The sequence below is a fragment of the Paracoccus sp. Arc7-R13 genome (assembly GCF_004010775.1).
Taxonomy (GTDB): Bacteria; Pseudomonadota; Alphaproteobacteria; order Rhodobacterales; family Rhodobacteraceae; genus Paracoccus; species Paracoccus marcusii.
Genome location: NZ_CP034810.1, coordinates 340,503 through 360,438, shown reverse-complemented (window position 1 = coordinate 360,438; position 19,936 = coordinate 340,503). Strand labels below are relative to the sequence as shown.

The following is a 19,936-nucleotide window of genomic DNA, read 5'->3' as shown; positions in this document are numbered from 1 at the left end:
TCGGCGCACAGCCTACAGCACCGCGCCCCGACTGCAACCTCAGGCCAGGGCCGTCCGGTCCCAGATCGCCGTCAGCGACCGGTTGCCCACCCGCAGCAGGCGCGCGCGGATCGCGGCCAGCGCCGGCACGTCGCCGAGTTCGGCGGTGCTGCCCAGGTCCATCGCGACGCCCGCCAGCGACAGCAGGCCGATCTGCCAGGCCAGGCGCGACATGCGTTCGGCATGCGCCGCCGCCTGTGCCAGGTCCGCGTCGTCCAGCGCACCGTCCACCGCCGTCAGCGCCGCCGCCAGCTGTTCCAGCGCCAGGCCGATGACATGCTGGGCCGATGTCTCGCCCAGCTCGGCCACGATTTCCGCGACGCGGCGGCTGTCCACGCGGACCGCCTCTGATATGGCCAAAGCCGAAATTTGTGCCATCCGCACCTCCAGGGGATCTGTCCCCGCACGCGCCGACCATGCGGGGCAAGCGGTGAAGAAAGCCTTGAGGCGGGATCAAGAAAAGGCTCGAATTTGTCTCAATCCCGGCCTATCACCCCTGTCAGAAAGCGAGGTGCCAGATGAACGACCTGTCTCCGTTGCCGCAATATCTGGTCAAGCGTTTCCACGGCTGGAAGGCGACGTCCTATGCCGAGAACGCGGCCTGGTTCCGCCGGCTGGCGACCGAAGGGCAGCGCCCGCGCGCGATGGTCATCTCCTGCTGCGACAGCCGCGTGCACGTGACCAGCATCTTCGGCGCCGATTCGGGCGAGTTCTTCATTCACCGCAACATCGCCAACTTGGTGCCGGCCTATGCGCCCGACGGGTTGCAGCACGGCACCTCGGCGGCGGTCGAATATGCCGTCACGGCGCTGAAGGTCGCGCATCTGATCGTGGTGGGCCACACCAATTGCGGCGGCGTCAAGGGATGCCACGCGATGTGTTCGGGCGCCGCGCCCGAACTGGAGGAGAAGACCAGCTTCGTCGGTCGCTGGATGGACATCCTGCGCCCCGGCTATGACCGCGTGAAGGACCTGCCCGAAGCCGAACAGGTCAACGCGCTGGAGCGCGAGGCCGTGCTGGTGTCGCTGGAGAACCTGATGACCTTCCCCTTCGTCCGCGCGGCGGTCGAGTCCGGGGAAATGTCGCTGCACGGTCTGCTGCACGACATCAGCGAAGGCACGCTTTTGCAGGCCGATGACGGCGGCAGGCGGTGGGTGTCGATCTGACACCCGCCCGCCCGGCGCGTCTTCAGGCGTCGGGCCGCCAGCGGATGACCCGCCAGACATACAGCGCGACAAAGCCCAGAACGATCGCCGTGGACAGCGGATCGATCAGGTGGCTGACGGCCTCATAGCCGTTTTCAAGGACATAGCCGGCGATGGCCAGCCCGCCCGTCCAGATGAAGCTGCCGATGGCGGTGAACAGCAGGAACCGCCCCACCGGCATCTGCGCCAGCCCCGCGGGGACCGAGATCAGCGTGCGGATCGTGGGCAGGAAGCGGCCGAAGAAGACCGCGGCCCCGCCATGCCGGGCGAACCAGCCCTCGGCCGAGGTCAGCTCGTTGGGCGTCAGCGTCAGCCAGCGGCCATAGCGGACCACGACGCGGCGCATCCGCGCCGGGCCGTAGGCCACCCCGATCACGTACCAGAACCACGCGCCCAGGGTCGATCCGACCCCGCCCGCCAGGATCGCCAGCCACAGGGGCGTGCCGCCGCGGGCGGCGTTGAACCCCGCCAGCGGCATGATCAGTTCCGACGGAATCGGCGGAAAGATGTTTTCCAGCAGCATCAGGGCAAAGATTGCCCAGGCCCCCCCGCTTTCCAGCAGGCCGGTGATCCATTCGAACAAGGATCAGCCCTTCTTCAGGATGCGGTTGCCCAGCAGTTCGGCGATCTGCACCGCGTTCAGCGCCGCACCCTTGCGCAGGTTGTCGCTGACGCACCACAGGTTCAGGCCGTTCTCGACCGTGCCGTCCTGGCGGATGCGGCTGACATAGGTGGCGTATTCCCCCACGCATTCGACGGGGGTGATGTAGCCGCCGGGCTCGCGCTTGTCGATCACCATGACGCCGGGCGCCTCGCGCAGGATGTCGCGGGCCTCGTCCTCGTCCAGGAAATCCTCGAACTCGATGTTGATCGATTCCGAATGGCCGACGAAGACGGGGACGCGGACGCAGGTCGCGGTGACCTTGATCGACTTGTCCATGATCTTCTTGGTCTCGGCGACCATCTTCCATTCTTCCTTGGTCGCGCCGTCTTCCATGAAGACGTCGATCTGCGGGATCACGTTAAAGGCGATCTGCTTCTGGAACTTCTTGGGTTCCTTTTCCTGACCCGGCACGTACATGCCCTTGGTCTGGTCCCACAGCTCGTCCATGCCCTCCTTGCCCGCGCCGCTGACCGACTGGTAGGTCGAGACGACGACGCGCTTGATGCGGGCGCGGTCATGCAGGGGCTTGAGCGCCACGACCATCTGCGCGGTCGAGCAGTTGGGGTTCGCGATGATGTTCTTTTTCGCATAGCCCTGAATCGCGTCGGGGTTCACCTCGGGCACGATCAGCGGCACGTCGGCGTCGTAGCGATAGAGCGAGGAGTTGTCGATCACCACGCAGCCGGCGGCCGCGGCCTTGGGGGCGTGGATCTTGGTCGCATCCGATCCGATGGCAAACAGCGCGATGTCCCAGCCGGTCCAGTCGAACTGCTCGATGTCCTTGATCTTCAAAGTCTTGTCGCCAAAGCTGACCTCGGTGCCCTGGCTGCGGCGGGACGCCAGTACGGCGATCTCGTCCACGGGGAACTGGCGTTCGTCCAGGATGTTCAGCATTTCGCGGCCCACATTGCCCGTGGCGCCGGCGACGACGACTTTGTAACCCATTTCGGGGGAGCTCCTTTTTCTGCGGTCGGGGGCATTTACCGCAAACGGCCGCGCAACGCCAGCGCGCGTTGCAGGTCCGCACCCGGCCGCGGGGTTCCGGCAACAGGTCGGGCGGCCCCGGCGATTGCCGCGAAACGCCGCAGGGACGGCTTGTGCGCGCCCGGCTGACCGGACGCGCACAAGCGGTTTTCAGAACCGCAGGCCCAGGCCCGCGCCGACGGTCGCCTGCGATCCGGCGTCATGGCCGATGCGGCTGTCCAGCGTCACCCAGGCATCGGCTTGGTCGGACAGGGCCGTTTGGGCCGACAGGCCGATGCGGGCAAAGTTGCGGTCCTGTCCATCCAGCGTCACGCGGCGGTCGTTGCCGGTGCTGTCGGTCACGCGGATGCGCGAGGGCGCCCCTTCGGCCAGGTCGTGGACCAGCGTGCCTTGCGCCGACAGCGTCACGTCGCGCCCGGCGACGGCCAGATCGGTGCCGACGCGGCCGCCCAGCTGGACCTCCAGGCTTTCGATTGCCTGACCGGCATAGGTGACCGCACGGCGGTCGCCCGACCCTTCCGAAAACCCGCCGATCCGGGTGCGGCTGTAATCCAGCCCCACGACCGGACCATAGGTCACGCCCGATGCCAGCGCATAGTCGCGCCCGGCCTGGACTCGCGCGCCCAGGGTATAGGCATTGGTCGACCAGTCGAAATCCCGTTCGACGATGGTCGCGCCCAGGCCCGAGCGCAGCACGAAGTCGCGCGTGCCCTCAAGGTCCGACTTGCCCCAGCTGACCGCGCCGATCACCCAGTCGTCGTTCATCGCATAGGCCGCGTCCAGCGACAGCTGATAGGCGGTCGATTCCAGGTCGTCGCCGCTGCGCAGGTCGTCGCCGGTGCGTGCATAGGCCAGCTGGCCGCCCAAAGACAGGCCGGGGGCCACCTGGTACGACGCGCCCGCCCGCGCCATCAGCGCAGCCCCGCCGTCGCGCCCGAAGGTCGCGCTGCTGTCCGGCGTGGCCAGGCCCTGCACCGCGATCGAGGGCGTGATCTGGCCAAAGGGCGCATCCGCGCCCAGGCGGTCACGCGTTGCGCGCAGCGACAGGGCGGCCAGATCAGCCTGCTGTCGGGTGGCCAGATCGGCGATCTGGGCCGCCGACAGGGCCGCGTCCTGGGACGACGCCACCAGGTCGGCGCCCGTCTCCTCGACCAGCAGGCGGGTCAGGATGCGGGCATAGTCGCGCATGCGCTGTTCGAACCGTTCAGGGCCCAAGGCCGCCAGCAGGAAGTCCCAGTTGTCCTCGGTCGGGTCATGCCAGGTCGAACCGCCGGGGATCAGCGGATTGTCGGTCTGGGTATAGCCGTCCAGATCGCCCAGGTCCCAGTTCGTCGCCTCCAGCCACAGGATCGGGATGCTGTAGCCTTCGAACACGGCAGCGTCGGAACAGCAGCCGGTGTTGATCGGATAGTCAGGGTTCCGTCCGGGGTTGCTGCGCAGGTCGATGCCAAGCTCGTCCGCGATGGCGTGCGCGCGGGTCCATAGCGACAGCAGCGCCGGGTTCTCCAGGTATTCGGTCCCGGCATGGGCATACATGAAGTCGCCTGTGATCAGGCTGTCGATGTTGATCATCCCGGCCATGTCGTCGCGGCGGCCGCCAAGGGTGTCGACGTAATGGGCCGCCCCCTGTAGGCCGACCTCCTCGGCGCCGAAGGCCACGAACTCCAGGCCGACATCGGTGGACAGCCCGGTCATGTGCGCCGCCAGTTCGGTCAGCACCCCCGCGCCCGAGGCATTGTCGTCGACCCCCTGCAGGTCGGGCGATGTTCCGGCGCTGTCGAAATGCGCCCCCACCACGATGAAGCGGTCGCTGGCGCCGGGCATCGACACGACCAGGTTTTGCGACGGGCCCAGCGTGGCGCCAGACCGGCTGGTGGCGGTGAAGTCCTGACGCACGACCGCGTTGCTGCCGAAGGACAGGCGGTCGCGCATGTATTGGGCCGCATTGAAGAAGGTCGTACCGCTGTCCGGCGCGCCCGTGAAGCGGCCCGGATAATTCAGCGCCAAGTCGCGCATCGTATCATAGCCATAGGCGCCGAAATCCTGCGCCAATGCCGGGGTGGCGCAGATCAGCGCCGTGGAGGCCAAGGCGGCCTTGATGGTTCTCATGGGGTTTCCCTGCCTGCTTTTTGGTGTCCCCCGCGCGGGGGAAGCCCACAGGATTGCACAGCGCGCAGCACGTGCAAGGCCGCCTCAACGGATCAGCGTCAGACGGTGGTCCTGGCGCAACAGATCGGCGACCCAGGCGCCCTCGGCCGCGAAATCATGCGGCACCTGCGCGGCATTGCGCCGTCCCGACAGCGACAGGCTGGCGAAGAAGTCGAAACCATAGAGCGTCAGCGATGCCAGATCGCTGCGCAGGCACAGATCGATCAGCATCGCGCCCGTCGTGGGGGGCGCACCCAGCCGCCCGGCCAGCATGTCGATATCCGCCAAGGGGTGCAGGTAGAAGCCGGGGCTGGACGCGCTGTCCCAGTCCAGCCGCTTGCGTTTGGGCGACATCCACAGGATGCGGCCGGGGTCCAGGCGCGCACGGTCCGCGTCCGGCAGGCGCGTGGCCAGTCCCAGCCAGTCGGTGCGCGTGCCGTGGCTGGCAGGGCTGGGCATCGGCGCGCGGTTGATGCGGACGACCCTGTCGGCGGCATCGATCCGTGCCCCGTGGGCCTGATCGGCCAGCGCGCGGGCGTTGCCGATCAGCGCGACATGGCGGCCCGACAGGTCGGCCAGCAGCGCGGATTGCGGGACCGACAGCGCGGCCAGGGGCGCGTCGCGGCGCATCAGGCGCGCCGTGGCAAAGGCCAGCCGGTTCACAGCAGCGACCGATAGACGTCGACGATGGCCCGCGCCTCGCCCTCGATGGCGTGGTTCGCGGTGACATGGGCGCGGGCGGCCTGACCCGCCGCGGCGCGGCCTGCGTCGTCGTCCAGCCAGCGGGCCAGCGCGGCGGTCAGGGCGGGGGCGTCGTCTTTCGGGACCAGGCTGCCGGTCTGGCCGTCGCGGATCAGCGCCTCGTAGGCACCAACGCGGGCGGCGACGGTGGGGACGGCGCAGGCGGCGGCCTCCAGCGGGGTCAGGCCGAAGCCCTCCCACCGGGCGGGGGCGGCAAAGAGATCCAGCGCCTGGTAATGCGCGATCACCTGGTCCCACGGCAGTTCGCCCAGGAAGCGGATGCGACCGTCCAGCCCGGCCGCCTTGATGCGCGCCTGCAGGTGATCGGCGAAGGTCCGGTTGTCGGGGGTGATGCGGCCGGTGAAGATGATCTGCACCCGCGGGCGCGAGGGCAGCAGTTCCAGCCCCGCCTGCACCAGCAGATCGACGCCCTTCTGCGCACGGATGCGGCCGAAGCAGCCGATCAGCACCGCGTCCGGGTCCAGGCCCAGCCGCGCGCGCAAAGCGGCACGGTCCGGGGCGGGGTGGAACACGTCCGTGTCGACCCCGTGCAGGATCACGGTCGCGGGGCGTTCCAGATAGCCGGCCGCCTGGGGCGAGGTCGCGATCAGTGCGTCCTGCTGCCGGATCAGCCAACGTGTAAAGCCGGTGTGCCGGCGCTGGGCGGCGGACGTAAACAGCAGGCGGTACCGGCGCCGCAGCAGGCGACGCAGGATCAGGCCCAGCGCCATCTCGGTGTTGCGGCGCGCGTGCCAGACCCGCCATCGGTCGCGGGGCAGGGTGGCCGCGCGCATCAGGGGAATGTGCGGGACATCCGCAGGCAGGCCGGGGCCCGTCGCGCAGATGTCGATCATCCGCGCCTGGACCGGGATCAGCCGCACCACCGTGGCCGTCACCCCGGACAGGCGACGTTTCAGGTTCGGTGCGACGATCAGCGGGTCAGTCATGGGCGGCGGCCTCGGGCGTCAGGAAATACAGCAGGAACCCGATCGCCAGCGGGATCAGGAAGAACAGCCACAGCATAGCGAAGGCCTGCGCGGGCGCATAGGCACCCTGTGCCGCGGCATAGACCGGGCGCGACGCGAACTGCATCACCCCGACCCCACCGATGGAGATCATGTTGAGAAAGGTCATCCCACGACCCACCAGATGTGGTGGCAGAAACGATCGTCCATGCGCCATGAGCAGCGGATAGGCCGACCCGAAGAACCCCAGCACCACCAGCAACGCGGTCACCGCGGGCAGGGGCAGGGCGGGGGCCTGCCACATCACCGCCAGCGTGACGATCATCACCGCGGAAAACAGCATCGTCGCACGGCGCGCGCTGCCGGCCAGGCGGGCGGCGGGTCCGACGGCAAAGCTGCCCGCGACCATTGCGAGGCCCATCGCCAGCGTGACGCGGCCGATCTGGGTCGCGTCGGCGCCATGCACCTGCTCCAGCCAGGGGGCGGCCCACAATCCGCGGATTGCCGCCGTCACCGCATAGTTCACGCCGAACAGCGGCACGATGAACCACAGCGCGCGCAGGCGCAGGATCTGACCGATCGAGCCCTGCGGATGCCCCGCGCCCAGCCGCGCCGGGTCGCGCACCGCCGCCAGGACCAGCGCGGCCACCATCAGCGTCACGGCCGCAAGCCCCCACAGGGTCTGGCGCCACCCCGCGGCCTCGATCACCCAGACCAGGGGCGAGGCGCCCAGGATGTTGCCCAGCGATCCGAACCCCACCAGCACCCCGGCCAGCATCCCGAAGGACGCGGGCGGGTATTCGCGCGCGAAGATGAAATACGGCCCCATCAGCGCCGGAGAGCAACCGATGCCCAATGCGGTCATCGCCAGATGCAGGTGCCACGGCGCGTCTGCCACGGCAAAGATCACCGCGCCTCCGGCCCCGCCCACCGCCATCAGCCACGCCACCGTGCGGCGCGGTCCGAACCGGTCCAGCGCCGCCCCCACCGGCAGCTGCATCAGCGCGAAGGCGATGAACCACAGCCCCGATGACAGGGCCAGATCGCCGGGGCCGGCACCGACCTGATCCTGCAGCACCGGGGCCAGCACGGCCAGAAAGGCCCGATAGAATTGCGACAGCATATAGGCCAGCACCAGGCTGACCAATCCGGCCTTGAGCATGAATTCGTTCCTCCGTTCCCCGGCGCCACGCTGGGCCAAGGACGCGGAAGCTGCAAGACGTGCAAATCACGCCGGGGGCGGCGGGGCGTTATTCGGCGGGGGCGGCTTCCGCGTCGGGGGCCGTGTCGCTGGCGCCTTCGGCGGCGGCCTTGGCGGCGGCGGCCTCGGCCAAGCCCGGCGTCACGGGCTGGGTGCTGCCGCCCATCCCCTCCAGCCGGGCGATCAGTTCGGGAACCCGCGGGCCAAGCCGGTCGCAGGCATCCGCCTCCTCGACCACGGCAAAGGCCGGGCGGACATAGTCGCGGTCATAGCTGACCGGGTCCAGCCCCAGCCGTTCGGTCAGCGCATCCGTGGTGCCGGCCATCAGCTGGAACTCGGGGCCGCTGACATCGTGTTCGGGGCATTCCGCGGTGATCACGGTCATCTGCGCCACATCGCGCGCCAGCGCCTGCGCCTCGTCGTCGGACAACCCCGACACGTCCGGCAGCGGTACCACGACCCGGTCGCCCGGCACCCCGTCCGAGGTCTGCGCCAGGGCGGGTTGCGTCAGCGCCGCCGCGGCGGCGATCATCAGGACAGTCCAGCGGGTCATCGCATTCCTCATTCACAGGGCTGGTCGGGCAACAGGGTCGACCAGCAGTCCCCCGGGCGCAAGGCAAACTGTCGTGAGCGCCCGTTCCCCGCCGCGCTTGACCCTAGGGCGGGCGGCGTCTAACCCGAAGCCGCAGCCTGCGCTGTCGCGGCTGGCACCTGAAGGAGGGATCATGTCCGACCGCTATTCGCTTCTCATCCTGCCCGGCGACGGGATCGGCCCCGAAGTCATGGCCGAGGTGGTCAAGGTCATCGACTGGTTCCAGGCGAACCGCGGCATGGCCTTCGACGTGACCCATGACCTGGTGGGCGGCACGGCCTATGACGTGCATGGCGTGCCCCTGGCGGATGCGACGATGGCCAAGGCCCAGGCGGTGGATGCGGTCCTGCTGGGTGCGGTCGGCGGCCCGAAATACGACGTCCTGGATTTCAGCGTGAAACCCGAACGCGGCCTGCTGCGCCTGCGCAAGGAGATGGACTTGTTTGCCAACCTGCGTCCGGCGCAATGCTTTGACGCGCTGGCCGACTTCAGCAGCCTGAAGCGCGAAGTGGTGGCCGGCCTGGACATCCTGATCGTGCGCGAGCTGACCTCGGGCGTCTATTTCGGCGAACCGCGCGGCATCCATTCCGACGACAACAATCCCGACAACGAGGGTGGCCGCGTCGGCATCAACACCCAGCGTTACACCAGCGGAGAGATCCGCCGCGTCGCCCGGTCCGCCTTCGAGCTGGCCCGCGCCCGCGGCAACAAGGTCTGTTCGATGGAAAAGGCCAACGTGATGGAATCGGGCATCCTGTGGCGCGAGGAGGTCCAGTGGGTGCATGACAACGAATACCCCGACGTGGCCCTGTCGCACATGTATGCCGACAACGGCGCGATGCAGCTGGTGCGCGCGCCGCGCCAGTTCGACGTGATCGTGACCGACAACCTGTTCGGCGACCTGCTGTCGGACGCGGCGGCGATGCTGACCGGCTCGCTGGGCATGCTGCCGTCCGCGTCGCTGGGCGCGGTGATGGCGAACGGCCGGCCCAAGGCGCTGTACGAACCGGTCCACGGATCGGCACCCGACATCGCGGGGCAGGGCAAGGCCAACCCGATCGCCTGCATCCTCTCCTTCGCCATGGCCCTTCGCTATTCCTTCGGCGAGGGTGCCGCGGCCGACGCGCTGGAGGCCGCGGTCGAGCGTGTGCTGGCCGACGGCCTGCGCACCGCCGACCTGATGGGGCCGGAGGGCGGCACCCCGATCAGCACGGCGCAGATGGGCGATGCCATCGTCGCCGCGCTGGAGGCCTGATTGGCCCTGACCGCCAATGTCAGGGGCGCATTGCTGCAGCTTGCGGCGATGGGCCTCTATGCCACGCATGACGTGGTGATCAAGTCGCTGGGTGCCATCTATCCGGCGATGCAGATCCTGTTCTTCGCATCGCTGCTGTCGTTCCCGCTGGTCAGCATCGTGCTGATGCGCGACCCCCAGCCCGGCACGCTGCGTCCGGCCAATCCGGGCTGGGTGATCCTGCGCACGTTGTGCGCCGTGGTGGCGGGGATGGCGGGGTTCTTCGCCTTCTCGACCCTGCCGCTGACGCAGGTCTATGCGATCCTGTTCACGACGCCCCTGCTGATCACCATCCTGTCGATCCCGCTTTTGGGCGAGAGGGTCGGCTGGCACCGCTGGGCCGCCGTCATCGTCGGCCTGACCGGCGTGCTGATCGTGCTGCGCCCGGGCGGGCAGGAGATCCAGCTGGGCCACATCGCCGCGATGGCCGGCGCCACGGCCAGCGCGTTGGCCGCGGTGATCATCCGCCGCCTTGGCCGGGCCGAACGCCCGATGGTGCTGATGATGTGGCCGATGCTGGGCAACTTCTTCGCGACCGGCGCGGCGCTTTCGGTCAGCTATCAGCCGATGGAGCTGGTGCATCTGGCGATGACCGGCATCATCGCCGGGCTGGGCCTGATGGGCGGGTTCCTGGTCATCATGGCCTATCGCACCGGAGAGGCCGCGATCGTGGCGCCCATGCAGTATTCGCAGATCCTGTGGGCGACCGGCTATGGCTGGTTCCTGTTCGGAGAGGGCGTCGACCCCGCCACCCTTCTGGGCGCGGGGGTGATCATCGCCTCGGGCATCTACATCGTCTGGCGCGAAGGCCGCGGCGTCAGCGCCAATCGCCCCGCGACCAGCGCCCGCCTGCGCGCAGAGACCGTGACGGCGCCGAAATCGACGATCCTGCAAAGATTGTGGGCGCCCCGTCGCTGATGAGGGCTTGCATTCTCCGGATCGTCGCGCTACCTGCCCGTCCTACGGTCGGAGCGTAGCGCAGCCTGGTAGCGCACCTGCTTCGGGAGCAGGGGGTCGGAGGTTCGAATCCTCTCGCTCCGACCATTTCCCCGATTTGTGGATTGCCACTGTGGTCTTCCTCAAGTGGCCACTATTCTTCCTTTGCTGCAGCAAGTCCGACGTAAAGCTCGAAGAGTTTTCGCTCGCGCCCCAAGACGAAGTTTCTATCTAGGACAGCAGTCTGCTAACGTCGCCGCACCAATCGTGGGATAGCGAGATCGACGGGACGCAGTCTGCTATGCGGGACCTTTCGGCCATTGAGTGCGCCTACGCTAAGACCGTTCGCAATTGCAGCATCAGCGACGTGCTGGGCGGAAAGCCGCCGCTAAAGATTCCTGATATTTACAGGTCTAGAGTCCGGAAGCAGCCGCTCGTCATCCCATATTCTTATCAAAGCGCGGCCACTCACACACACCTACTCGAACGCCGCTACGAATTCGGCGACGATGGCCTTTTCGCGCTGCTGGCACGCCGGCTCTCAGGCGTTACGTCGACACAGGGCGATGTCAGCTGCGCAGCGGATGCGTTCCTGCGCGCCAGCGTCAGCGCTGACCTTTTGATCGAATTGACTAGTCAGCATTTATCACGCGTCAGCCGTGCCCCACACGCAAGAGTGACGTAGAAATGGCAGAAAACGGCGAAGCCGTTCGGGCGTTTACGCCAGCTGCAGCGTTCTAGACGTCACATGGCGTCGGCATCAGGCCGACGCGATCCTGTTCGACCGGAGTGCCTTGATGAAAATGACATCCCTTCTGGCCATAAGCCTGTCTCTGACCACCCCCGCCCTTGCCCAGGACGCAGCCACAGAAGCGCCCGCGATCGCGCGTGAGGCTGGCGACGGCGTTGTGCGTCTTTATGGTGCGGGCGGGCCGCATAGCGCGCTGCAGAAGGTCGCCGATGTCTGGCAGGCCGAAACGGGCACCGAGGTTGCTATCACCTTCGGACCAGAACCCACATGGTCCGATCAGGCGCAGGCCGATGCCGACATCATCTGGGGGACGTCCGAGCAGTCGATGACTGCGTTTCTGGAAACCTACACCTCGTTCTCGTCAGATCAGGTTCAGCCGATCTACCTGCGTCCCGCCATCATCGCGGTGAAGGCCGGCAACCCCAAGGGCATCACCGGCTTCGACGATCTTCTGGCCGACGGCGTCAAGATCGTCGTGACCGAGGGCGCCGGCGTCGGCAACACATCGGGCACCGGAGTCTGGGAGGATATCGCAGGGCGAACGGGCAATCTGGACGATGTCGTGGGCATGCGCCGCAACATCGTGGCGTTCGAGCACGGGTCGGGCGCCAGCTTCAAGGCGTTCACCGATCTGGACGCGGATGCCTGGATCACCTGGCCCGACTGGACTGCGCGCAATCCCGACGTGATCGAGGCCGTGTCGCTGTCCGAGGACCGCGCGATCTGGCGCGACCTGAACGTCGCCATCGCGCCGGATGCTGACCCGGAGGCGCAGGCCTTTCTGGACTTTCTGGTTACGGACGAGGCGCAGGCGCTGATGGAAACCGAAGGCTGGACCCGCTGAAGGGGTCCACGATCCAGCATCTCTAAAGCATGAGGTCTGACCTGACCGCAGATCTGTCCAACGCAATGCGATTGAATGCTGAACCCTCATCGTCAGCCTGAAGTCCCGGCTTGAACGGCGATGGAATGAGCAAGACGCTAAACGTAACCCCCCGCCTGCAAGCGGGGGGTTTTTCGTTCAGTTCCGTCGTGGAGAAGAGCCATCGATCATCTCAGGGCTCGACGTTGTCTGCCTTGGTCGCGCTTGCGACATAGTGGGACAGAGCGTCCAACTCCTCGTCCGTCAGGCTGTCATACGGCGTCATCGGTCCGACGCCGTTCACCAACGCCCGCATGACGCGGTCATAATCGGGACGCATGGTGTCGAGGTTCGGCCCGATCTCTCCCATTGTCTCGGCATCGGCCAGGGTATGGCAGATCGAGCAGGACGGCTCTGCCCCTTGTGTGAAAAGTGCCTTGCCCATGTCGATCCGGGCAGAGTCTGTTTCAGCTACAGCCATACCTGACAAGGATGAAAGCAAAATGGCCGCGGCACTCAGTGTCTTGTTCATGTGTTTTCCGTTGATCTGAGGGGTGTCCGGCACGAACCGCCAGCCGCGTGTGTCATGCCACTTCGATTTCGATGCCGGGCGCGCGCCACCCATTATGGTTGTATCCGGGGTCGTTGGGCTCAGTCTGCTCAGGCTGCTGGTTTCCGTCCGCATCCGTGGCTCGGCTGACCAGCCGATACGTGCCGGGCTGCAGATCCATCTGTGCCACAAAGGGACGCCACGCAAATTTCCCGAGATCAGGTCCGATGAACTCTGCTGTGCTCCACGTCTGGCCATCATCCGCAGATACTTCGACTGATGCGACGTTGGTTGTTCCGCCGAACGCCACACCCGTGACCTGAACGCGACCAGCCTGGGTCGCATCCAACGGGCCGGTGATCCAGGATTTGACCGACATCTGCCAGACCGACGGATGGTCCGGGCCGCCTTCTTCACCCACAGGCTGCAACCGATAGCGCGTCTGCTGGATCAGCGCTGGCGACTGCTCCGCGGTCATGGCGACCTTGGTGACGTATTTCACGCTGTTGACGCCCGTAAACCCGGGGACGACCATGCGCAGCGGACCGCCATGGGCCAGGGAAATCGGCTCCCCATTCAGCTCCCACGCCAGCAAGATATCATCGAGCGCATCCAGGGGCACCGACCGCTCGACGAGCAATGTCAGCGGATCAAGTCCTTCGGGAAGCGTCTCTCCACCCGTGCCGGTCACGTATTCCATCCCCTCCGCAACTCCCCCCAGAGCGTCAACCACGACTCTCAAGGGCACACCCGTCCACATGACGCAGCCAGCAGCACCAACCTGCCAAGGTGTGCCGGACGGCTCGTGCTCAAAATAGGCACGACCGTTCCCGGAGCATTGCAGGACCATGGCAACAGTCGTGATCCCCATTGTCTTCAGTTCGGCCAGCGTCAGGCTCCGAGGCTCTGCCACGCCGTCGATGCTGACTTCCCATGCATCGCGATCGTCAAGAATGGAAGCAGGAGGCGGTGCCACATTGTTGCGGACATACAGCCTGTCCTCAGGCGTAAACGCAGAGGTTCCAAACGCAGACCGCTCCATCTCGATCGTGCTGTTGGAGTGCACGATCAGTGCATCGGCGTCTTTCCAACTGACATAGTCAGGCAGGGCCGTCACACTTTCCTGAGCTTGCACACGGACACCGCTGGCCATCACGGACAAGATGGCACCACTTCCGGCCAGCAGGCTTCGACGGCCTATCTTGAAATCACCCATCATCACTGAGCCTCCTCCCAAAGGTTTTGATCTTACTTTTGAGCCTAGCATGAAAAGAGGTTGGCGTGTCCACCGCCTCCTTTTGCGCGCCGCGTTATCAGAGCCGCTTCACGGGTGTCTATCCCTGACCGTCCGCTCCGCACCGTCCCGCATTGTGTCGATCTATCCTGACCCCGTGAGCGTCCGCTTTGGTGAACTGGCATAAGCAGAGCCTTCAACCAACTGAAGGAAATGCTTTGCCTAGCATTCGGTGGATAAGCCGCAAGGGATGCGAAGCATCATTTGCGGCTTATGATTTTTTGTTTTGCAGTCTCATGCTGACAGCATCAGGGCGGCAGCACCCGCCGGAACGGTGCGACGTGTGGCGATCATCTCAATCCTCCTTCAGGCAAGGGGCGACGAACAGATCACCCTGCCACGCCCCGCGCACGGTGCGAGTGGCTACGATGGCACAGATCACGGCCAGCAGGGCCACCAGCATCAGGCCGAAGACGTGGATCGAGCCGATGGGCATCAGCGTGCCCAGCTTCAGCGTTGCCACCGCGAACACCCCGATGGGAAAGGTATAGCCCCACCAGCCGAGGTTGAACGGCAGCCCCTCGCGCAGGTAGCGCCCGGTGATCAGGGCGGCCATCGCGAACCACCACAGGCCGTAGCCCCACAGGATCATCCCGCCGATCAGACCGACGCCCTGCGCGGCGCCAACATAGGCGTCCAGCCCGTGCGCGGCGAAGATGGCGGGCGCAGCCTCGCCCAGGGTCATCAGGCCAAGCGCGCCGGTGCCGATGGGGCCAAGCGCCAGCCAGGCCGAGGCCGCCATCGACGCATGCGGCAGTTTGTGGATCGCAAGGCGCAGGACCAGCACCACCAGCACGCTCATCGCGATGGGCAGCGACAGCGCCCAGAGGGTATAAGACACCCACAGCACTGTCAGGCCGTTCCCGACATGCGGGGCCAGCAGCCCGCCCGTCACTGCCGCCACCTCGGCCGCGACCATGGGCAGAAGCCATACGGCGGTCATCTGGTCGATGGAATGGCTTTGGCGGGTGAACATCAGATAGGGGATGGCGATGCCACAGGCTGCGGCCATCGCGACGTCGATCCACCACAGCGTTTCCGCCAGCCCCACCGCGCCGCGATAGATCAGCAGGCCGTTGATGATCGTGGCCAGCCCCATCGGGATGCAGCCGAAGAACATCGACACGACCGAATGGCCGAAGACGCGGCGCGCCCCGTCGAAGAAGAACACCCACCGCGCCGCGTAAAGCACGCTGAACAGCGCGAAAAGGCCGATGTTTAGGATCCACAGCGCCTCGCCCACCGCGCGGAACGGGGTTTGCGCCAGCGCGATGGACAGGATGCCGGTGCCCATGGTGGCGGCGAACCAGTTCGGGGTGAACTGGCGCACCACCTCGCGCGGGCTGTCGAGGCGGCTGAGCGGTTGGAGGCCGAGCGATACGGCCCGCATTTTCTCGAAGGTCATGGGGTATCTCCTTGGGTATGAAGATAGTGGGGCTGGCGCAACCGATCCAACGGATTAAACTTGTCCGAATGATCGGATTAGACGATGGGACGATGATGGCGATCTGGATGCAGGCGGGATTGTGGGGGCTGGCGGGCGCATCGTCTCTGCTGATCGGCGTGGCGCTGGCATGGTTTGCGCCGTTTCCCAAACGGGTGACGACGGGGTTCATGGCGTTCGGCTGCGGTGTCCTGATCTCGGCCGTCAGCTATGACCTGATCCTGGACGGATTCGGCAAGGCGGGCATCTGGCCGGTGGTGCTGGGGGCCGTGGCGGGGTCGGTGCTGTATACGGTGGCCAACGCGCTGATATCGCGGAATGGCGGGCACCATCGCAAGCGGTCGGGAAAACAGCAGCGGCAGGCGGCACAGGGCGGCGGGTTGGCCATCGCGGCGGGGGCGTTTCTGGACGGGATACCGGAATCGGTCGTGCTGGGGGTGGGCATGCTGGACGGCGGCGGCGTCAGCATCGCCATGTTCGCGGCGATCGTCCTGTCGAACTTTCCCGAAGGTCTGTCCAGCGCAGTTGGGATGAAGGCTGCGGGGCGCGGCGCGGGGTATGTGTTCGGCCTGTGGGCGGCGATCGTGCTGTGTTCCGGCGCCGCGGCGCTGATCGGTGCAGCGGCCTTGGGGGATGCGCCGCCCTATCTGCTGGCGGCGGTGAATGCGCTGGCCGCCGGCGCCCTGCTGACCATGATCGCCGACACCATGATCCCCGAGGCGGTGGAGGGCGAACGCGGCGAGACTGGCCTTCTGGTCACGCTCGGGTTCCTCGTGGCCTTCGCCTTGTCGCATCTGGGGGCTGCCGCATGACGCTGGAACAGCTTCGCATCTTCATCGCCGTGGCCGAACGTCAGCATGTGACCGAGGCCGCCCGCGCGCTGAACCTGACCCAGTCCGCCACCAGCGCCGCCATCGCAGCACTTGAGGAACGCCACGACGTGCGCCTGTTCGACCGCGTGGGGCGCGGCATCGTGCTGACCGATCTGGGCCGCAGCTTCCTGCCCGAGGCGCGGGCGGTGGTGGCGCGGGCCGAGGATGCGGCGGGGTTCCTTGCGGCCTCGATGGGATTGCATCATGGGCGGTTGCGGCTGGTGGCCAGCCAGACGGTCGCGAATTACTGGCTGCCGAAGGTCATGCAGACCTTCCAGGCCGCCCATCCGGGGATCGCGTTGACTCTGCGCATCCTGAACACCCATGACGCGTGCCAGGCGGTGGCCGAGGGTGAGGCCGATCTGGGCTTTGTCGAGGATGAGGTGACCTCGCCCGCGTTCACCCTGATCCCCGCCGCAACGGACCGGCTGGTCGTGGTGGCGGCGAAGCCCGTGACCGATCTGGCAGCGGCGACGTGGATCCTGCGCGAACAGGGCTCTGGCACGCGCGCCATTCTGGAACAGGCGCTGGCGGCGGCGGGGATCGTGCCGCGCGTGGGGATGGAGCTTCCCTCGAACGAGGCTGTCCGTGCGGCGGTCGAGGCGGGCACTGGCGTCTCCGCCCTGTCGCGCGTGGTGATAGAGGCATCCTTGGCAGCGGGTCGGTTGTTCGAGATCGCGTTCCCCATCCCGCCGCGCCATTTCAACGCCGTGCGTCCCACCGGCCGCCATGTGAGCCGAGCCGCCCAAGCGTTTCTGGACCGCGCCCTTGGATGAGGTGCTGCGCGCCCTGATGGCGATTGCGTCCACCGACCGGCTGTTCAACCCTTACCGCGACCATGATCCGGCGGTGGAGGCTGCGGGTGCCCCTGAAATTCGCCGCTGCAACCTGCGCGTCTATCTGGAGGCGATGCCGAAGGGCGCGCCGCTGTGGCTGGGCGAGGCGATGGCACGACGCGGTGCGCGGCGCACCGGCATCCCGTTCTGCGGCGAGGAGGCGCTGCACCGCCTCGGCCTGCCATTGATTCAGCCGACCCGCTATGCGCTGCCCGACGGGCCGACCGCCTGTGCGATCTGGGCCGCCGTGTCGGACCCGCCGCCGCTGTTCTGGAACGCCGTCATGCAGCATCCTCATCATGCCGATGGCCGCACCCGCCCGCCGACCGTGGCCGAGATTGCCGCCAACATGCCCGCCCTGCATGCGCTGATCGCGTGGAAACGCCCGTCGCGCATCCTCTGTATCGGGCGCGTGGCCGAACGCGCGGCGCAGGGCTTGGGCGTTTCCGCCACCTATGTCCGCCATCCGGCGCAAGGCGGGTTGGCCGCATTCCGCGAGGGTGCCGCGTCATTCATCGAACAAGGCGATTGATCCAAGCGGAACGATGCGTTGGACGGTTGTCTTCCGCGGGCCTACCTATTCCCGCAACCTTTAGGAGGACACCGTGACCACATCTACCCCCAAACGCATCGCCGTCACCGGCGCCGCCGGCCAGATCTGCTATGCCCTGCTGTTCCGCATCGCCAAGGGCGACGTCTATGGCCCCGACCAGCCGGTAATCCTGCAACTGCTGGACCTGCCGCAGGCGCAGGATGCCGTGCGCGGCGTGGTGATGGAGCTGGAGGATTGCGCCTTTCCGCTGCTGGTCGAGACCATGGTGACCGACGATCCGGCGACGGCCTTCCGCGATGCGGATGCGGCGTTCTTCGTCGGCTCGCGCCCGCGTGGCAAGGGGATGGAGCGGCGCGATCTGCTGTCGGCCAATGCCGAGATCTTCCGCGCCCAAGGCCGAGCGCTGAACGAGACCGCCAAGCGTGACGCGAAGGTCGTGGTCGTCGGCAACCCCGCGAACACCAACGCGATGATCCTTGCCGCCAACGCGCCCGACTTCCCGAACGAGAACGTCACCTCGATGATCCGGCTTGACCACAATCGCGCGCTGACGCAGCTGGCCACGAAGGCGGGCGTCGCCGTGGCCGAGATCGACCGGCTGGCCGTCTGGGGCAACCATTCCCCCACCATGTTCGCGGATTGGACCGAAGCCACCGCGCAGGGCGGCAAACTGCCCGACATGATCGGCGACGACGCATGGTATCGCGACACCCTAATCCCGAACGTGGCCCGGCGCGGCACCGCAATCATCGAGGCGCGGGGCGCATCCTCGGCCGCGTCCGCCGCAAATGCCGCCATCGACCACATGCATGGCTGGATTCACGGCACGGGGGGCAAATGGGTGTCGATGGGCGTCCACTCGAACGGCGAATACGGTATCCCCGAGGGGCTGATGTTCGGCGTTCCGGTCATCTGTGCGAACGGCACATACGAACGCGTCGAAGGTCTGACTTTTACCGATTTCCAGCGCGAGATGATGGCCCGCACCATCGCCGAACTGGAGGAGGAACGCGAGGCTGTCTCAGCCCTTCTGTAAAGAACAGGCCCGCGCAAGGCGGGCCCACCCTATTATTCCGGCACTTCAACGCCCATGCGGTCCAGCATGGCCGTCATCTCGGCAATATCTTCCTTTTGCGCGTCGATGATCTTCTGCGCCATATCGCGCGTCTCGTCATCCGTGCCGTGCTCCAGCTCCACCTCGCCATGTCGATGGCAAGGCATTGGTCAGGTTCGCAACATAGATACGCAGTGCGGAGAGAGTTCGCTGTTCCCACCCGAAACGGCAGAGCGGCACCCTTTGCCTCACATGACGAATGACTGCTATGGGATGAGCGTCGCCCTAAACCATAGTTGGCCTTGCCCGGACCAAGGTCCGGTTTGGGTCGATCACTCTTGCTGCATCTGCATTCGCTGCAGCAGGGACGAATGACTGCAATGGGCTCTTCACGTCAATCTGTCGCCCTTGGCAAGGGCGCGGGGGGCGCGGCAGCCTCTGAGCTGCGCACTCGGCCGTTAATCGGCACGGTGTCAACGCGACCCAATTCCAAAACGCACTGATCCGGCGTCGCCTGCTTGACGGTGACTAGGAGGTCAATGGTGAAACGGAAGCCCTGCGCGATGCATACTGGCGAGACCAATATGAATACTATGACGAGCCGGTTCTGACTTTTCCTATGATCAACCGGCTTGCGGAGTACTTGATTCGTACGAACCATCGTGTGTGCCGGGCCATACGCCTAAGCGCATAATTTCCACTGAGAAGTGAGCCATGTGAACCTTCCCCCATAGCGGTCAGCGGCGGGGGTAACGGAGTGATCCACATGGGGCTTTTGAACATCATCCGACGCATGCACTTGCGCGAGAAGCTGTCGATCCGCGAGATCGCTCGGCGCACGGGTCTTTCGCGCAATACCGTGTCAAAGTAAGCGTCCGGTCTGACTGCCCTGCCGCGTGGTGAGCGTGGGAGATAGTGTCCGCTATAGATGGTGGACACTATGGTGCGAGC

20 protein-coding genes, 1 tRNA gene and 1 pseudogene are annotated in these 19,936 nt (G+C 66.4%); 10 read left to right on the top strand and 12 right to left on the bottom strand.

Going from position 1 to position 19,936, the window contains the following annotated elements:
• Positions 1-39: 39 nt before the first annotated feature.
• Complete coding sequence (locus EOJ32_RS01780; protein WP_127897507.1) at positions 40-417, bottom strand: hypothetical protein; 378 nt, start codon at positions 415-417, stop codon at positions 40-42.
• Between the two features lie 140 nt (positions 418-557).
• On the opposite strand from EOJ32_RS01780, the gene EOJ32_RS01775 reads away from it, so the two are divergent.
• Positions 558-1,205: a carbonic anhydrase gene (locus EOJ32_RS01775; RefSeq protein ID WP_046000489.1), complete on the top strand. Its 648-nt coding sequence runs from the start codon at positions 558-560 to the stop codon at positions 1,203-1,205.
• Positions 1,206-1,227: 22 nt separating this feature from the next.
• Here EOJ32_RS01775 and EOJ32_RS01770 read toward each other — a convergent pair whose 3' ends face one another.
• The 7 genes from EOJ32_RS01770 to EOJ32_RS20030 form a co-directional block, all read right to left on the bottom strand.
• The gene (locus EOJ32_RS01770) at positions 1,228-1,827 is read right to left on the bottom strand and encodes a DedA family protein (RefSeq protein ID WP_045981956.1); all 600 of its coding nucleotides are present in this window, start codon (positions 1,825-1,827) and stop codon (positions 1,228-1,230) included.
• Between the two features lie 3 nt (positions 1,828-1,830).
• On the bottom strand, positions 1,831-2,853 hold the full coding sequence (locus EOJ32_RS01765) for an aspartate-semialdehyde dehydrogenase (protein WP_045981957.1): 1,023 nt from the start codon (positions 2,851-2,853) through the stop codon (positions 1,831-1,833).
• A gap of 189 nt (positions 2,854-3,042) precedes the next feature.
• On the bottom strand, positions 3,043-5,001 hold the full coding sequence (locus EOJ32_RS01760) for an autotransporter domain-containing protein (RefSeq protein WP_127897506.1): 1,959 nt from the start codon (positions 4,999-5,001) through the stop codon (positions 3,043-3,045).
• Between the two features lie 84 nt (positions 5,002-5,085).
• The gene (locus EOJ32_RS01755) at positions 5,086-5,703 is read right to left on the bottom strand and encodes a glycosyltransferase family 29 protein (protein ID WP_127897505.1); all 618 of its coding nucleotides are present in this window, start codon (positions 5,701-5,703) and stop codon (positions 5,086-5,088) included.
• Positions 5,700-6,728 carry a glycosyltransferase family 4 protein gene (locus EOJ32_RS01750; protein ID WP_127897504.1) on the bottom strand — a complete coding sequence of 343 codons (1,029 nt, stop codon included), beginning with the start codon at positions 6,726-6,728 and terminating at the stop codon, positions 5,700-5,702. Before EOJ32_RS01750 ends, EOJ32_RS01755 begins: the two co-directional genes overlap by 4 nt.
• Positions 6,721-7,908: an MFS transporter gene (locus tag EOJ32_RS01745; RefSeq protein WP_127897503.1), complete on the bottom strand. Its 1,188-nt coding sequence runs from the start codon at positions 7,906-7,908 to the stop codon at positions 6,721-6,723. Before EOJ32_RS01745 ends, EOJ32_RS01750 begins: the two co-directional genes overlap by 8 nt.
• Before the next feature lie 88 nt (positions 7,909-7,996).
• A complete protein-coding gene (locus tag EOJ32_RS20030) occupies positions 7,997-8,500 on the bottom strand; it encodes a hypothetical protein (RefSeq protein WP_164871372.1) in 504 nt (167 codons plus the stop codon).
• A 172-nt stretch (positions 8,501-8,672) separates the two neighbouring features.
• Here EOJ32_RS20030 and leuB point away from each other — a divergent pair, with 172 nt between their 5' ends.
• The 4 genes from leuB (at position 8,673) to EOJ32_RS01720 (ending at position 12,364) form a co-directional block, all read left to right on the top strand.
• Complete coding sequence (leuB, locus tag EOJ32_RS01735; protein ID WP_127897502.1) at positions 8,673-9,794, top strand: 3-isopropylmalate dehydrogenase; 1,122 nt, start codon at positions 8,673-8,675, stop codon at positions 9,792-9,794.
• A 6-nt stretch (positions 9,795-9,800) separates the two neighbouring features.
• A complete protein-coding gene (locus tag EOJ32_RS01730; RefSeq protein ID WP_084693835.1) occupies positions 9,801-10,751 on the top strand; it encodes a DMT family transporter in 951 nt (316 codons plus the stop codon).
• A 49-nt stretch (positions 10,752-10,800) separates the two neighbouring features.
• A tRNA-Pro gene (locus tag EOJ32_RS01725) sits at positions 10,801-10,877 on the top strand.
• A gap of 689 nt (positions 10,878-11,566) precedes the next feature.
• Positions 11,567-12,364, top strand: coding sequence for a substrate-binding domain-containing protein (locus tag EOJ32_RS01720; RefSeq protein WP_127897501.1), 798 nt, complete (start codon positions 11,567-11,569; stop codon positions 12,362-12,364).
• Positions 12,365-12,575: 211 nt separating this feature from the next.
• On the opposite strand, the gene EOJ32_RS01715 is transcribed toward EOJ32_RS01720, so the two are convergent.
• The 3 genes from EOJ32_RS01715 to EOJ32_RS01705 form a co-directional block, all read right to left on the bottom strand.
• Entirely contained in the window at positions 12,576-12,914 is a 339-nt protein-coding gene (locus EOJ32_RS01715; protein ID WP_042250314.1) for a cytochrome c, read from the bottom strand.
• A gap of 52 nt (positions 12,915-12,966) precedes the next feature.
• Positions 12,967-14,151, bottom strand: coding sequence for a sulfite oxidase (locus EOJ32_RS01710; RefSeq protein WP_042250312.1), 1,185 nt, complete (start codon positions 14,149-14,151; stop codon positions 12,967-12,969).
• 370 nt (positions 14,152-14,521) lie between these two features.
• A complete protein-coding gene (locus EOJ32_RS01705; RefSeq protein ID WP_127897500.1) occupies positions 14,522-15,631 on the bottom strand; it encodes a TDT family transporter in 1,110 nt (369 codons plus the stop codon).
• A 92-nt stretch (positions 15,632-15,723) separates the two neighbouring features.
• On the opposite strand from EOJ32_RS01705, the gene EOJ32_RS01700 reads away from it, so the two are divergent.
• The 4 genes from EOJ32_RS01700 (at position 15,724) to EOJ32_RS01685 (ending at position 18,967) form a co-directional block, all read left to right on the top strand.
• Complete coding sequence (locus tag EOJ32_RS01700) at positions 15,724-16,482, top strand: ZIP family metal transporter (protein ID WP_205963169.1); 759 nt, start codon at positions 15,724-15,726, stop codon at positions 16,480-16,482.
• Positions 16,479-17,318, top strand: a complete 840-nt coding sequence (locus tag EOJ32_RS01695; RefSeq protein ID WP_111560151.1) for a LysR family transcriptional regulator — start codon at positions 16,479-16,481, stop codon at positions 17,316-17,318. The genes EOJ32_RS01700 and EOJ32_RS01695 overlap by 4 nt, the downstream gene beginning before the upstream one ends.
• A 1-nt stretch (position 17,319) precedes the next feature.
• Entirely contained in the window at positions 17,320-17,910 is a 591-nt protein-coding gene (locus EOJ32_RS01690) for a uracil-DNA glycosylase family protein (protein WP_341872764.1), read from the top strand.
• Between the two features lie 73 nt (positions 17,911-17,983).
• A complete protein-coding gene (locus EOJ32_RS01685) occupies positions 17,984-18,967 on the top strand; it encodes a malate dehydrogenase (protein ID WP_111560150.1) in 984 nt (327 codons plus the stop codon).
• Between the two features lie 32 nt (positions 18,968-18,999).
• On the opposite strand, the gene EOJ32_RS01680 is transcribed toward EOJ32_RS01685, so the two are convergent.
• A complete protein-coding gene (locus tag EOJ32_RS01680) occupies positions 19,000-19,128 on the bottom strand; it encodes a DUF305 domain-containing protein (RefSeq protein WP_158530129.1) in 129 nt (42 codons plus the stop codon).
• A 623-nt stretch (positions 19,129-19,751) separates the two neighbouring features.
• On the opposite strand from EOJ32_RS01680, the pseudogene EOJ32_RS01675 reads away from it, so the two are divergent.
• A pseudogene (locus tag EOJ32_RS01675) lies at positions 19,752-19,853 on the top strand (winged helix-turn-helix transcriptional regulator); the annotation flags it as partial.
• Positions 19,854-19,936: the final 83 nt, after the last annotated feature.

Excerpts from the sequence above, each read along its gene's own strand:
- EOJ32_RS01780 (WP_127897507.1), bottom strand. The coding sequence starts at position 417 with ATGGCACAAATTTCGGCTTTGGCCATATCAGAGGCGGTCCGCGTGGAC.
- EOJ32_RS01775 (WP_046000489.1), top strand. The coding sequence starts at position 558 with ATGAACGACCTGTCTCCGTTGCCGCAATATCTGGTCAAGCGTTTCCAC.
- EOJ32_RS01765 (WP_045981957.1), bottom strand. The coding sequence starts at position 2,853 with ATGGGTTACAAAGTCGTCGTCGCCGGCGCCACGGGCAATGTGGGCCGC.
- EOJ32_RS01760 (WP_127897506.1), bottom strand. The coding sequence starts at position 5,001 with ATGAGAACCATCAAGGCCGCCTTGGCCTCCACGGCGCTGATCTGCGCC.
- EOJ32_RS01750 (WP_127897504.1), bottom strand. The coding sequence starts at position 6,728 with ATGACTGACCCGCTGATCGTCGCACCGAACCTGAAACGTCGCCTGTCC.
- EOJ32_RS01745 (WP_127897503.1), bottom strand. The coding sequence starts at position 7,908 with ATGCTCAAGGCCGGATTGGTCAGCCTGGTGCTGGCCTATATGCTGTCG.
- EOJ32_RS20030 (WP_164871372.1), bottom strand. The coding sequence starts at position 8,500 with ATGACCCGCTGGACTGTCCTGATGATCGCCGCCGCGGCGGCGCTGACG.
- leuB (WP_127897502.1), top strand. The coding sequence starts at position 8,673 with ATGTCCGACCGCTATTCGCTTCTCATCCTGCCCGGCGACGGGATCGGC.
- EOJ32_RS01720 (WP_127897501.1), top strand. The coding sequence starts at position 11,567 with ATGAAAATGACATCCCTTCTGGCCATAAGCCTGTCTCTGACCACCCCC.
- EOJ32_RS01715 (WP_042250314.1), bottom strand. The coding sequence starts at position 12,914 with ATGAACAAGACACTGAGTGCCGCGGCCATTTTGCTTTCATCCTTGTCA.
- EOJ32_RS01710 (WP_042250312.1), bottom strand. The coding sequence starts at position 14,151 with ATGATGGGTGATTTCAAGATAGGCCGTCGAAGCCTGCTGGCCGGAAGT.
- EOJ32_RS01705 (WP_127897500.1), bottom strand. The coding sequence starts at position 15,631 with ATGACCTTCGAGAAAATGCGGGCCGTATCGCTCGGCCTCCAACCGCTC.
- EOJ32_RS01700 (WP_205963169.1), top strand. The coding sequence starts at position 15,724 with ATGATGGCGATCTGGATGCAGGCGGGATTGTGGGGGCTGGCGGGCGCA.
- EOJ32_RS01695 (WP_111560151.1), top strand. The coding sequence starts at position 16,479 with ATGACGCTGGAACAGCTTCGCATCTTCATCGCCGTGGCCGAACGTCAG.